The organism is Bradyrhizobium sp. OK095 (genome assembly GCF_900109945.1).
GTDB lineage: Bacteria > Pseudomonadota > Alphaproteobacteria > Rhizobiales > Xanthobacteraceae > Bradyrhizobium.
On the sequence record NZ_FOBX01000004.1, the window covers coordinates 166929 to 178957 of the forward strand.

At 64.0% G+C, this 12029-nt stretch carries 12 protein-coding genes; 7 read left to right on the forward strand and 5 right to left on the reverse strand.

Going from position 1 to position 12029, the window contains the following annotated elements; all coding sequences use genetic code 11:
* The first annotated feature begins 6 nt into the window (after positions 1 to 6).
* A complete protein-coding gene (locus BMW89_RS12795) occupies positions 7 to 246 on the forward strand; it encodes a PilZ domain-containing protein (RefSeq protein WP_092026764.1) in 240 nt (79 codons plus the stop codon).
* A 13-nt stretch (positions 247 to 259) separates the two neighbouring features.
* Here the strand turns inward: BMW89_RS12795 and BMW89_RS12800 are convergent, their stop codons facing one another.
* From BMW89_RS12800 to BMW89_RS12815, 4 genes are all read right to left on the reverse strand, one after another.
* Positions 260 to 1555, reverse strand: coding sequence for a hemolysin family protein (locus BMW89_RS12800; RefSeq protein WP_092026766.1), 1296 nt, complete (start codon positions 1553 to 1555; stop codon positions 260 to 262).
* Between the two features lie 124 nt (positions 1556 to 1679).
* The gene (locus BMW89_RS12805; protein WP_177196013.1) at positions 1680 to 3644 is read right to left on the reverse strand and encodes a carbohydrate porin; all 1965 of its coding nucleotides are present in this window, start codon (positions 3642 to 3644) and stop codon (positions 1680 to 1682) included.
* Positions 3645 to 4037: 393 nt separating this feature from the next.
* The gene (locus BMW89_RS12810) at positions 4038 to 4298 is read right to left on the reverse strand and encodes a hypothetical protein (RefSeq protein ID WP_092026769.1); all 261 of its coding nucleotides are present in this window, start codon (positions 4296 to 4298) and stop codon (positions 4038 to 4040) included.
* Positions 4299 to 4438: 140 nt separating this feature from the next.
* Positions 4439 to 5245, reverse strand: coding sequence for a creatininase family protein (locus tag BMW89_RS12815; RefSeq protein ID WP_092026771.1), 807 nt, complete (start codon positions 5243 to 5245; stop codon positions 4439 to 4441).
* Positions 5246 to 5384: 139 nt separating this feature from the next.
* On the opposite strand from BMW89_RS12815, the gene BMW89_RS12820 reads away from it, so the two are divergent.
* Genes BMW89_RS12820 through BMW89_RS12840 form a run of 5 tightly spaced genes read left to right on the forward strand, consistent with a single transcriptional unit; the run spans position 5385 to position 9744 of the window.
* Complete coding sequence (locus BMW89_RS12820; RefSeq protein ID WP_092026773.1) at positions 5385 to 6407, forward strand: ABC transporter substrate-binding protein; 1023 nt, start codon at positions 5385 to 5387, stop codon at positions 6405 to 6407.
* A gap of 10 nt (positions 6408 to 6417) precedes the next feature.
* Entirely contained in the window at positions 6418 to 7248 is an 831-nt protein-coding gene (locus BMW89_RS12825) for an ABC transporter ATP-binding protein (protein ID WP_092026775.1), read from the forward strand.
* Positions 7245 to 8063 carry an ABC transporter permease gene (locus tag BMW89_RS12830; protein WP_092026777.1) on the forward strand — a complete coding sequence of 273 codons (819 nt, stop codon included), beginning with the start codon at positions 7245 to 7247 and terminating at the stop codon, positions 8061 to 8063. Before BMW89_RS12825 ends, BMW89_RS12830 begins: the two co-directional genes overlap by 4 nt.
* Positions 8063 to 9052: a 2-hydroxyacid dehydrogenase gene (locus BMW89_RS12835; protein WP_092026778.1), complete on the forward strand. Its 990-nt coding sequence runs from the start codon at positions 8063 to 8065 to the stop codon at positions 9050 to 9052. Before BMW89_RS12830 ends, BMW89_RS12835 begins: the two co-directional genes overlap by 1 nt.
* Complete coding sequence (locus BMW89_RS12840) at positions 9052 to 9744, forward strand: protease inhibitor Inh/omp19 family protein (RefSeq protein ID WP_092026780.1); 693 nt, start codon at positions 9052 to 9054, stop codon at positions 9742 to 9744. Before BMW89_RS12835 ends, BMW89_RS12840 begins: the two co-directional genes overlap by 1 nt.
* 67 nt (positions 9745 to 9811) lie before the next feature.
* Here the strand turns inward: BMW89_RS12840 and BMW89_RS12845 are convergent, their stop codons facing one another.
* Positions 9812 to 11197 (reverse strand): peptidoglycan-binding protein, encoded by a 1386-nt coding sequence (locus tag BMW89_RS12845; RefSeq protein ID WP_092026783.1) that lies wholly within the window; start codon positions 11195 to 11197, stop codon positions 9812 to 9814.
* 305 nt (positions 11198 to 11502) lie between these two features.
* Here BMW89_RS12845 and BMW89_RS12850 point away from each other — a divergent pair, with 305 nt between their 5' ends.
* Positions 11503 to 11808, forward strand: a complete 306-nt coding sequence (locus tag BMW89_RS12850) for a YMGG-like glycine zipper-containing protein (RefSeq protein WP_092026785.1) — start codon at positions 11503 to 11505, stop codon at positions 11806 to 11808.
* The last annotated feature ends 221 nt before the right edge of the window (positions 11809 to 12029 follow it).

The following is a 12029-nucleotide window of genomic DNA, read 5'->3' on the forward strand; positions in this document are numbered from 1 at the left end:
GTCCCCATGGACGAGCGACGCGATAAAGCCAGGCACCGCGTGCTGAAAGCCGGAACCATCGAGTTCGGCGGCGGCGCGATCTCCTGCACCGTCCGCAATTTCTCCGACACCGGCGCAGCCCTCGATGTCACCAGCCCGGTCGGCATCCCCGAACACTTCACCCTGTTCATCCAGGCCGACGGAAAGCATCTGTCCTGCACGGTGGTCTGGCGCAAGGAGAAGCGGATCGGGGTGAGATTTGGGTAGGGGGGAAAGCCTCTTACCCCGTCTCGACCTCACTCAGCCGGCTCGCCATGATCTTGTCGATCCTGCGGCCATCGAGATCGACCACCTCGACGTGCCAGCCGGCGAAATCGAAGGCATCGCCGACATTGGGCAGCACGTTGAACTGCTGCAGCACCAGGCCCGCCACCGTGTTGTAGCGGTGCGGCGGCAGCTCGATGCCGAGCAGCTCGCCGAATTCGTCGACCGGCATCCAGCCTGCGACCAGCAGCGACGAGTCCGCGCGTCTGACATAGGCCGGCTCCGGCGGCCCCTCCTCGGAATGGAAGGCGCCGACGATCGACTCGAGGATGTCGGCGGTCGTCACCATGCCTTCGAAGGCACCGTATTCGTCGTAGACCAGACCGACGTGAACCGGCGCGGCTTTCAGGATCGCCAGCACATCGCGCGCGTCCGCCGATGCCGGGATGCCGGGCGCCTCGCGCACCAGCGCGCGCAGATCCGGAGCACGTTCGCTCATATAGGCGATCAGCAAATCCTTGGCCTGGAGCACGCCGATCGGCTTGTCGCGATCGCCGTCCGAGACCGGAAAGCGCGAATGCGGGCTCTTGACGATGGTCTCGTGAATGGCTTCCGGCGTATCGCTCAGGTCGATCTCGTTGACCTCCGTGCGCGGCGTCATGATCGCGCCAACCGGCCGGTCGCCGAGCCGCATCACGCCGGCGATCATTTCCTTTTCGCCCGACTCGAGCACGCCTGCGTTCTCGGCTTCGCTGACGAGGTGATGGATCTCGTCCTCCGAAATATTCTCCTCGGCCTTGCCTCCCTGGCCGAGCAGCGTGAGGATCAGCTTGCCGGAGAGATCGAGCAGGAACACCAGCGGCAGCGATATCTTCGCAAGCACGTGCATCGCCGGCGCGACCTTGACCGCGATGCTTTCGGGGTCGCGCAGCGCCACCTGTTTCGGTACCAGCTCGCCGACGATCAGCGTCGCATAGGTGATCAGCGTGACCACGATGCCGACGCCGACGATGTCGGCAATTCCGGGGGAGAGACCAAGTTCGACCAGCCATAGCGTCAGCCGCTGCCCGAGCGTGGCGCCCGAGAACGCGCCCGAGAGCACGCCGACCAGCGTGATGCCGATCTGCACCGTCGAGAGGAATTTGCCGGGATCGGCCGCCAGCGCCAGCGCCCGCCCGGCGCCGCGCACGCCCTTTGCGGCAAGCATGGAGAGACGGGCCGGGCGGGACGAGACCACGGCCAGCTCGGACATGGACAATAGGCCGTTGATGACGATCAGGACGACGACGATGATGAGTTCGACAGACAACATTGTGCGCAAGGAAAAGGGAAATCAGACCCGGCGGACGCCGGACCAAGCCCCTTATATATGAACTCCATGCGCGATTTGCCCGGTTTCGACCCAAATTGTCGCACCGGAACTGTACCTGCGACCCTTAGAATTCGCCGTGGAGCCGCCCCGAGAACACCGACACCGGCCCGCGGTCGGCGTTGTAGGCCGGGTTGACGATGAGCTGGTAGTCGGCGGTCAAGGTCAGCGCCTTGTTCAGCGCATAGGCGTAATAGGTCTCCAGCACGCGTTCGTGTCGGTAGTTGAGCTGGCCGTCGCCGATGAGCGGCCCGAGCCCGCCGGCGGCGATGAAGTCGCGATGGTCCTGCGACAGGCCGTTGATGGCGCCGGCGATGGCGACGACGTCGTCGGGCCGGCCCCATTTGGTGCCCTTGATCGAGGTGCCCAGCGACAGGCTGCGATCGATGTCGGTGAAGGCCATGATCTCGTTACGGCCGTCGTTCCAGCTCCAGCGGCCGAACACGCCGATGTCGTCGGTGATCGCCTGTTCGAGATTGAGTGCGTAGCCGTATTTGAGGCGGCCGCGGCGGGTCTGGCTGATGTCGAGATTGAGCAGGGGATTGTCCAGCGTCTCGCGATAGCTGCCGGAGTAGGCGCTGTTGACGAAGCCGAGCGTGCGCAGCTTGCCGGGCTGGCCGAACAGCGAATAGCGCGTCTCCAGCTCCATCACATATTCGCCGCGGCGGCCGACATTCATGTCGAAATTGTTCGAATTGGATTCGGCGTCCATCAGGAAGTAACCGGCGCGCAGCGCCCATTGCTTCTGGTTCAGTTCGGCGGTCGCGCCATAGCCGAGGCCAAGCTTGTCGGCGGCATAGTCGAAGGCGCCGGAGGCCCAGATCGACCAGTTCATGAAATCCTTGCGCGGGTCGTGCGCGTAGGAATTGCCGTCGAACACGTCGACCACGGAGAATTTGCCGACCTGCAAGGTCAGGCGCGAAATGTCGGCCTTGCCTGCGAGCTGAAGCTGGCCGCTGGCTAGCTCCTCCTGCTCGCCGCCGAAGCCGAAGGTGTGGCGCACGAACAGCCGCGACGGGTTGAAATGCGGATAGGGGAAGCCGGACTTTTGCGCTTCGCCGTTCGGGAAGCCCGCGGCGCCCGTGGTGTTGTTGAAGCCAAAACCCTGGAGCAGCTCGGGATTGAAATAGACTTCGCCGCCGTCCCATAGCCGCGCATTTAGATAGAGCGAATTGCTCCAGGTCTGCTGAAAGTCCGGCGACGGGTTCAGGCTGTTCGGTCCGGTATAGGGCGCGTGGAATGCCGGGTAGCCCTGCCCCAATGCGGTTGACTGGCCGTGGATTTCCCAGCGACCCGATTCGGGATCCGTCACGTCGGACTTCGGATTGGTGGTCGGCACGCCCGGCCAGTCGATCTTGCGATTGAGGCCGATCCGCAGGCTCTGGAAATCCATCGACGACGAATATTGCGCGCCCGAGGGGAAGGTGACGTCGGCGTTCTCTAACTTGCTGTAGAGATATTCGAGCCGTGCGCTCCAGTGCGGCGCGAAGGCATATTCGACGCCGCCGCCTGCGGTCCAGCCGAACCGCGTCTTCAGCACCTTCTCTTCGTTGCCGCCCGTGGGCGTCGAGAGAAAGCGCTCGCCGGCGAAAGCTGCGCCGCCGGTCGCGTAGAGCAGCCAGTTGCCGGTGGCATAGCCGAGCCGCGCGCGCAGGCTCGCGACGTAGTCCCAGCGCTCCTCCGTGCTCGACAGCGCGGTCGCCGCTGACGACACGACGTGATTGGAGGGCAGGTAGTTCGGAAACGAGATGTCGCCCTCGACGCCGAGCAGCAGGCCCGAGTTGAGACGCCAATTGTAGCCGGCCTGGACGCCGCCGGTCGCGCCGTTGAAGACATGGTTGTCAGTTGCGATCGTGGGGTCGGTCAGCGTCGCCGAGGATGTGCCGCGGGTGACGCCGGTATGCACGCCGATATAGAGGCCGGTCCAGTCATAGACCGCTTTCAGCGCTGGTGCCTTCAGCGGCAGATCGGCAGCAAAGCCTGCGGCCGGAAACGCCATCACGCCCGAGGCAATCGCCGCGGCCGTTCGCAAATACCGGTGTCCTCTCAAAATCAAAACGCACGCCCCCAACGCGAATGTGTCCCACCCGCCGCGATATCCCTGCCGATTCGCGACGGCCCTGTCATCAGGTCTTGGTGGCCTCCGCGGCCGGATCGGATGATCCCGATTCGACGCGATTTCTTCCCAAGCCCCTCAGCCTGCTGCGAACCTTATTGCGATTAATTCGCAATAGCAACTGGCGTAGATTGCCGCAGGGCATGGTTGGCACCGCTGTGTGACGGGACTGCAACAAATTCCCGGGGCCCAAAAAAGGATGACCCCGCCCGGGGGGACAGCCGGGCGGGGTCGGGGGTGCGACACGGGGTGGATGAGGCGCCCGTGTCGGACGCAGGATCCACGTGAGATCGGCCTCAGATACCTAGATCAGTAGCAGCTGCGAACGCTGCCGACGTACTGGCCGAACGCATTGTAACGGGGGGTCCAGCCGCAGCGGTGATAGCCGTAATAGGGGTCATTGCTGGCGGCGATCGCAGTGCCGACGACGGCGGCGGTCGCGATGCCCAGGCCGACACCGACGCCCCAGCCGAGCGGCTTGGCTTCAGCCTGCGACGTCGTGGACACGATGCTGCCGGTGACGGCGAGGGCGGCGAGAGCGAGGGCGGCAATCTTGGTCTTGATCGACATTTTGAAACTCCATCCGGGTTGAGGCGGCCCGTTGTGGCCCGCGTGCTCAGTTGGACGGAGGCTCTTCGAATCCGGTTCGAAGGCGGCAATTGGCGCTACCGAGTCCGGATCTTTCCTGAATGATTCCAGGAGGATGTGGGCTAGCCGAGAGGGCCTTTGGCGAGCCTGTTCACGTCGAAGTTATCGACCTCGGCAAGCAGCTCGCAGAAGGCCGTCGCGCCCTGATCGAGCAGCTGCTCGCCCTTCTGCGCGACAGCCATTGTCGCGTTGCCGATCGCGCCGCTGGCGTTGAGATCCTGCGCCTGCCAGGCGAACGGCGCGGGCCGCTGTGTCGACAGCCAGCGATATTGCTTCTCCATCGCAATGCTGCTCGCGGGAAAATCCGCGATCGCATCCTTGCGTACCTGCTCGGGATAGCGCGCCAGCATGATCGAAGTCTCGACCGCGCCGCCGTGAATGCCGTGGCGCACTTCATCGACCGGGAACAATGTGTCCGCGCCCGAGAGCCGCGACCACGACGTTGTCACCGCGAACAGTTTTTGATGCGCGCGAAGATCCTGCGCGATCAGCATCATTGCCGCGCTGTTGCCGCCATGGCTGGTGATGATCACGAGCTTCTTCACGCCGCGCCGCGCGACCTCTTCGCCGATCGCGGTCCATCGCTTCAGCGCGACCTCAGTCGGCAGCGTCTGCGTGCCGGGATAGTCGATATGCTCCGTGGAAATCCCGATCGGCTCAACGGGGAGAAAGCAGGCCGGAACGCTGTCGGGCAGAAGCGCGCGCACCCGTGCCAGATAGGCGTCGGCGATCAGCACGTCGGTCGTAACAGGCAGATGCGGGCCATGCTGCTCGGTCGCGGCCAGCGGCAGCACCGCGATCCAGCGCGACACATCCGCAGGCGCAGCATCGGTCCAGTTGATGTCGATCCAGTCGCGGGGCGGCGTCATCAAGGTTTCTTTGCCCAATTTTGTCACGTAATTTGGGGTATGGAGGGGACGCGGGCCTGGCCGGCTCGCGTCCCCTGATATCTTGCGGTTTTATCGCGTTGGACTGGGATCGGCTAGAAGCGATCGACGGAGTGCACCCATGAGCCCCTCTCATCTGCGGCGAGCGTTAACGGCAGGCTTGATGGCCGCTTGCGTCTCTCTTGCGCCGACGCACGCCGAGACCCTGGACAAGGTCACCTTCGGCACCAATTGGGTCGCCGAGGCAGAGCATGGCGGCTTCTTCCAGGCGGTCGCCGACGGCACCTATCAGAAATACGGCCTCGACGTCACCATCGTCCCCGGCGGTCCGAACGAGAACAACCGGATGCTGCTGATCGCCGGCAAGATCGATTTCTTCATGGCCGCGAACACGCTGATGTCGTTCGATGCGGTCGCCAACAACGTCCCCGTCGTGACCATTGCCGCAGTGTTCCAGAAGGATCCGCAGGTGATGCTGACGCAGCCGGACGCCAAGGTCGCGAAGATCGAGGACCTCAAGCCGCTGACCTTGTTCGTCTCCAAGGAGGGCATGGCCAGCTATTTCCAGTGGCTGAAATCCGAATACGGTTTTAGCGAGAAGAACGTCCGTCCCTACAATTTCAATCCGCAGCCCTTCATCGCCAATCCCAAGAGCGCGATGCAGGGCTATGTCACCTCCGAGCCGTTCGCGGTCGAGAAGGCCGCCGGCTTCAAGCCCAACGTGCTGCTGCTCGCCGATTACGGCTTCAACACCTATTCGACCTTGATCGAGACCCGCCGCGACATCGCCGAGAAGAAGCCCGATCTGGTGCAGCGCTTCGTCGATGCCTCCATGATCGGCTGGTACAATTACATCTACGGCGACAATTCCGCCGGCAATACCATGATCAAGAAGCTCAATCCGGAGATGACCGACGATCTGCTCGCCTATTCCGTCGCCAAGATGAAGGACTACGGCATCGTCGATTCCGGCGACAGCGTGAAGAGCGGCATCGGCGCAATGAGCGACGATCGCTACACCTCCTTCTTCAACAAAATGGTGAAGGCCGGCGTCGTCAAGGGCGATCTCGACTTCCGCAAGTCTTACACGCTGCGCTTCGTCAACAAGGGCGTCGGCGTCGAGCTGCGCCCGAGCAAGCCGTAACGCTGGGTCCATGGCAGACGTCAAAACTTCGCCCGCGGTCGAGGCTGGGCTGACGGCACTCGCCGTCAGCCTGCGCGGCGTGACGAAGGCGTATGACAATGGCGTCATGGCGCTCGGCCCGCTCGACCTTGCCGTGCGCAAGGGCGAGTTCATCTCGCTGCTGGGTCCGTCCGGCTGCGGCAAGTCAACGGCACTGCGCATCATCGCAGAACTCAGCGCGCCGTCGTCAGGCACCGTGCGGGTGGCGCGCCACGCGGGTGAGGCGCAGCCCGGCCATGTTCAACCAGGTCATGGCATCGGCTTCGTGTTTCAGGAACCGACCCTGATGCCCTGGACCAGCGTGCGCGAGAATGTGCGGTTGCCCTTGAGGCTTGCGGGCGTGCCAAAGGCCGAGGCCCGCGCGCGTGCCGACGAAGCTCTCGCGAGTGTCGGCCTTGCCGATTTCGCCGACGCCTATCCGCGCGAACTCTCCGGCGGAATGAAGATGCGGGTGTCGCTGGCGCGCGCCCTCGTCACCGACCCCGATATCCTCCTGATGGACGAGCCGTTCGCCGCGCTTGACGAGATCACGCGCTTTCGCCTCAACAACGATTTGCTGGCGCTGTGGCGAGCTCTGGGCAAAACCGTCATCTTCGTCACCCATTCGGTGTTTGAATCCGTCTATCTGTCCCAGCGCGTCGTGGTCATGACGGCGCGGCCGGGCCGTATCCAGGCCGATATCCGCATCGAGACGGTCGAGCCTCGGGGCGAGGAGTTTCGGACGTCAGCGGCCTATTCCGACTATTGCCGGAAAGTGTCGGCCGCGCTGGCGCCGTCTTATTCGGGGCAGTCGACGCTATGAACGCGCAGCCTTCTGTCACCGCAAAGCCGTCCGGCGCACAACGCGCGATGCGCTTCGTGCTTCCCGTTATCGTGTTTGCGGCAGGACTTCTGGCCTGGGAACTCGTGGTCCGCATCAAGGACATCCCGCCTTACGTGCTGCCGGCGCCCTCAATCATTGTCCTGACGCTGATCAAGGACTGGGCGGTGCTGTCACAATCGCTTGTGGCCACGCTGCTGACCACGTTCGAAGGTTTTGTCGCTGCCAGCATCGGCGGCATCGCGCTGGCGCTGCTGTTCAACCAGTCGAAATGGGTGGAATATTCGCTCTTCCCCTATGCCATCGTGCTCCAGGTGACGCCGGTGATCGCGATTGCGCCGCTGCTGCTGATCTATTTGGAGCAGCAGACCGCGGTCGTGGTCTGCGCCTTCATCGTCGCCTTTTTCCCGGTGCTCTCCAACACCACGCTCGGGCTGAATTCGGTTGATCGCAACCTCGCCGGGCTGTTCCAGCTCTATGGGGCCTCGCCACAGCAAGCCCTGCGCTTCCTGAAGCTGCCGGCAGCGCTGCCCTATATCCTCGGCGGCTTGCGCATCGCCGGCGGCCTGTCGCTGATCGGCGCGGTCGTGGCCGAAATTGCGGCTGGAACGGCCGGTGCCGGCTCCGGGCTCGCCTACAGAATCGCCGAATCCGGCTACCGGTTGAACATACCCCGCATGTTCGCAGCGCTGCTTTTGTTATCGCTGGCCGGGATTGTCATCTATGGGGTGCTGGCGCTAGTTTCCCACCTCGTTTTACGGCGCTGGCACGAAAGCGCGCTTGGAAAGGAAAACTGATGTCTACCGGTTCGATTTCGTCCGACAAGATCGACCTTTTGATTTATGGACCGGTCCGGCCGATCCTCGAGAACGGGTTTTCCGATCATTTCGTCGTCCACAAGGCCGAGACGCGCGGCGACCTCGAGCGGCTGACGCCGGCGATCCGCGAAAAGATCCGCGGCATCGCGGTGACTGATCACACCGCCCGCGTCGACAAGGATTCATTGTCGCAATTGCCCAGGCTCGAACTCGTGTCCAGCTTCGGTGTCGGCTACGACCACGTCGATGCCAAATACGCGGCCGAGCGCAACATCATCGTCACCAACACGCCTGATGTGCTGACCGAGGAGGTCGCCGACGTCGCGATGGGCCTTCTAATCTGCACTCTGCGCGAATTCATCAAGGCCGACCGTTATGTGCGTTCCGGTCTCTGGCAGACCCAGAACTATCCGCTCAGCGTCGGCTCGCTGCGCGACCGCAAGGTCGGCATCGTCGGCATGGGCCGGATCGGCCAGGCCATCGCGCGCCGGCTCGATGCCTCGCTGGTGCCGGTGGTCTATCACACCCGCAATCCGTCCAAGGACGTCTCCTACAAGCACTATCCCGACCTGATCGAGATGGCGAAGGCGGTGGATACGCTGATGGTGATCGTGCCCGGCGGCGCCAGCACCAACAAGATGGTCAATGCGGAGGTGTTCAAGGCGCTCGGTCCGCGCGGTGTGCTGGTCAACGTCGCGCGCGGCTCCGTGGTCGACGAGGCCGCGCTGGTGCAGGCGCTGAAATCCGGCACCATCCTCGCCGCCGGTCTCGACGTGTTCGCGGCCGAGCCGAACGTGCCGGACGAGCTCAAGAGCATGCAGAACGTCGTGCTGCTGCCGCATGTCGGCTCGGCCTCGGTGGTGACGCGCAACGCGATGAACCAGCTCGTGATCGACAACCTCAAATCATGGTTCTCAGGCAAGGCGCCGCTGACGCCGGTTGCGGAAACGCCGTTCAAGGGGCGCTGATGTCTGGTCTTCGGGGCGTTGCATTCGCCGTCGCGGCCTGCTTGGCCGCGATCGGCATCGCACGTGCGCAGGATGCGACGACCCTGAAGAAAGAGATGCTCGGGCAGTGGGAGCTTTCGACCACCGAGCGCAGCAAGACCTGCGTGGTCACGATGAAGGGCGATCCTGCGGGGCAGGGGTTCAAGCTGGAGCTTGAGCCGGCCTGCAAGGCGGCACTGCCCTTCACCAAGGACATCGTGGCCTGGAGCGTGAGGGGTCTCGACATCGTACGTTTGCAGGACGCGACCGGTGAATCCGTGATCGACTTCACCGAGGTCGAGGCCGGCATCTTCGAGGGCCTGCGGCAGGGCGAGGGCGTCTACATCCTGCAAGACCTCGCCGCGGCCCGCTCGATGGCCAAGTCGATGGACCAGATGATCGGCGACTGGTCGATCGTGCGCGGCAACGGCCAGCCGGTGTGCGGGCTGACGCTGACCAACACCGAGGCAGGCCCGGACAATTTCCAGGTCTTCCTCAAGCCGAGATGCGACGCGACCATCGCGCAGTTCAACCCGACGCAATGGCGGCTCGAACGTGGCCAGATCATCCTGATGTCGAAATCAGGCGACGTCTGGCAGTTCGAGGCCGACGACAACGCGCAGTGGCGGCGCGTTCCCGATGCCGCCGATCCCCTGATCATGCTGCGGCAGTAGGCGCCGCGAAACGCGACCTCATCCTGAGGGCCCGCCATAGGGGGGCGTCTCGAAGGATGGCCGCAGGCTACGTCGTCGTCTTGGGCGGCGGTGCGGTGCCTTGCGCCCATTTCTCCAGCTTGCCGAGCATGCCCCAGGCGGTGAGCGCCAGCGAGATCGGCATTGCGAACTGGCCGAGGCCCGGCACCGCGGAGACGATCGTCCCGAGCAGTCCGGCAATGCCGCCCGCATTGGGGCTCGCCGTCACCGACGTGAGCAGCGCGGTGAGCACCGAGCCGCCGAGGCCGAGCGCGGTCTTCTTGCCGTCGAGCAGCTTGCCGATGGTTTCGCCGAGCGCGCCGTTGACCTGGCCGAGCACGGGCTTGCCGTCCTTGTTGAGCAGCGCGCCGAGCAGGTCGATCACCTGCTTCAACTGATCGACGGGCGCGGCGTTCGGCGCGCCCGGCGTGGGCATCCCGGGTACGGCGCCGGTCTTGTTGACGAGCGTCAGCAACCGCTCGAGCAGGTTGATCGGGTCGCCGGCTGCGGGCGCCGGGTTGTTCGGCGGTGCCAGCACCTTGGGTCCGGCTTGAAACAAACTCATCAGATCCTCCAGGCGCTTGAGAACGGGAGACAAGTCGGCCGGCTGGGCAACCGCCACGGATTGCTGTGCGGCCCGTGTAATGGCGGCGGTCGTCGCGCTGTCGAGGATCCCGGTGTCGCTCAGGCCGTGCTGCTGCTGAAACTGCACCACCGCCGCCTTGGTCATCGGTCCGACGATGCCGTCTTCGTCCAGGCGGGGATTGGCGCCGAGCTTGTTGAGCGACTGCTGCATCAGCAGCGCCATCGGCGCCAGCGCTTCCTCCGGCTCGATGTGACCCGGTGCCAGCGGGGCATCATCCAGCGTGATCGACGGATCGAGCGCCATCATCGCCTGAAGGATCACCGCGGCGCCGAGTTGCGGATCGACCTTGTCTGGATCGAACACGCCGTCCGAGACGAACTTGCCGGCCCGTTGCTCGGGCGGACCGTAGATGTTCGACCCGCCCCAGAGATAGGGCGAGTTGACGCTCTTGTTGCGATAGCCGAAGCCGTTGAACTTCTCCAGCCGGAACAGGATTTTCGCGATGCCCCAGTCGCGTGCGTCGAGGAAACCCTCGAGCCTGAGCGCGTCCACGGCGCCGTCGACGAACGAGGCAAACGGGCCGCGGCCCCTCGGGACGATGGTCGTCATCCTGTGCAGCGACTGGCCGTTGCCGAGATAGGTGTCGAAGTCGAAATCGGATTCGCGCGAGTGAAGTATTGCGCAGAAAAACCATTTCACGCCGGTCTTGTCTTCGATCTGCTTGTAGATGTCCTTGCCCCTGAGCGCCTTGCGCGCCGTTTCGTTGGCGATGTCGGCGCGCGCCGGCCTGATCCTCATGTTCGACCAGTTTCTCTCGTACTCGGCCTTGATGTTTTCGAATGACACCATGTTCGGCTCCCGCAAATTGATGGATGATCGAAATGTCGTGCAAGTCAGATGTGGACCAGGCGCCGTGATCGGGGCGTGACTCCAGCGTGATCTGCGCGAATGTCGCAGCTTGCCGGTTGGGGCCATATGAAATGGCTTACAGATTTTGGCCCGCCAATCGGGGGCCCCTCGGTCCGAGGGCCGCCGCACGGCTGTCGCAACAGGCTGGCCGTCTGGCGCAACAAGCGAGCGGGGCTGCGACAATTAGTCTGGTCCGGGATCGTCCCGAACGCTATGACTGCGGGCATCAACCGGGAGGATTCGGGATGCTTCGAGCTGTTGGAATGGCGGTCTGTCTGACTGTTGCGATGGCGGTGCCGGCGCATGAGGCGGCAGCCCAGGACGCCGTCGGCGGCGCCATCATCGGCGGTGTCGGCGGGGCGATCCTCGGCGGCGCGCTCGGCGGAGGTCGCGGCGCTGCAATCGGCGCTGTCGTCGGTGCCGGCACGGGCGCTGCGATCGCCTCCGAAGGCGAGCGTCGCCGCTCCGGCTACTACGCCTATCAACGCGGCTGCTACATGCAGCGCCCCGACGGCCGCTACGTTCCGGTCGATCCCCGCTATTGTTATTGAGCGATTGGCGACAGACGTGGGCGCCAATTTGACCCGGATTGCTGATGCACCCACGATGCAGGGTCGGATCAGCAATTTTGCGCGTCAAGCTGGATTGTGCCGCAGTCGCGGCAAAGGACGTTCCACATCAAGAGGGGGCTGGGGATCATCCATTGCCGGTAAGGTCGAATGGTGAAGCGTTCCCCCGGACCGGGTCAAAATGGCGACAAAACCCAAGCTCG

Excerpts from the sequence above, each read along its gene's own strand:
- BMW89_RS12800 (WP_092026766.1), bottom strand. The coding sequence starts at position 1,555 with ATGTTGTCTGTCGAACTCATCATCGTCGTCGTCCTGATCGTCATCAAC.
- BMW89_RS12835 (WP_092026778.1), top strand. The coding sequence starts at position 8,063 with ATGTCTACCGGTTCGATTTCGTCCGACAAGATCGACCTTTTGATTTAT.
- BMW89_RS12825 (WP_092026775.1), top strand. The coding sequence starts at position 6,418 with ATGGCAGACGTCAAAACTTCGCCCGCGGTCGAGGCTGGGCTGACGGCA.
- BMW89_RS12820 (WP_092026773.1), top strand. The coding sequence starts at position 5,385 with ATGAGCCCCTCTCATCTGCGGCGAGCGTTAACGGCAGGCTTGATGGCC.
- BMW89_RS12795 (WP_092026764.1), top strand. The coding sequence starts at position 7 with ATGGACGAGCGACGCGATAAAGCCAGGCACCGCGTGCTGAAAGCCGGA.
- BMW89_RS12830 (WP_092026777.1), top strand. The coding sequence starts at position 7,245 with ATGAACGCGCAGCCTTCTGTCACCGCAAAGCCGTCCGGCGCACAACGC.
- BMW89_RS12810 (WP_092026769.1), bottom strand. The coding sequence starts at position 4,298 with ATGTCGATCAAGACCAAGATTGCCGCCCTCGCTCTCGCCGCCCTCGCC.
- BMW89_RS12850 (WP_092026785.1), top strand. The coding sequence starts at position 11,503 with ATGCTTCGAGCTGTTGGAATGGCGGTCTGTCTGACTGTTGCGATGGCG.
- BMW89_RS12840 (WP_092026780.1), top strand. The coding sequence starts at position 9,052 with ATGTCTGGTCTTCGGGGCGTTGCATTCGCCGTCGCGGCCTGCTTGGCC.
- BMW89_RS12815 (WP_092026771.1), bottom strand. The coding sequence starts at position 5,245 with ATGACGCCGCCCCGCGACTGGATCGACATCAACTGGACCGATGCTGCG.
- BMW89_RS12845 (WP_092026783.1), bottom strand. The coding sequence starts at position 11,197 with ATGGTGTCATTCGAAAACATCAAGGCCGAGTACGAGAGAAACTGGTCG.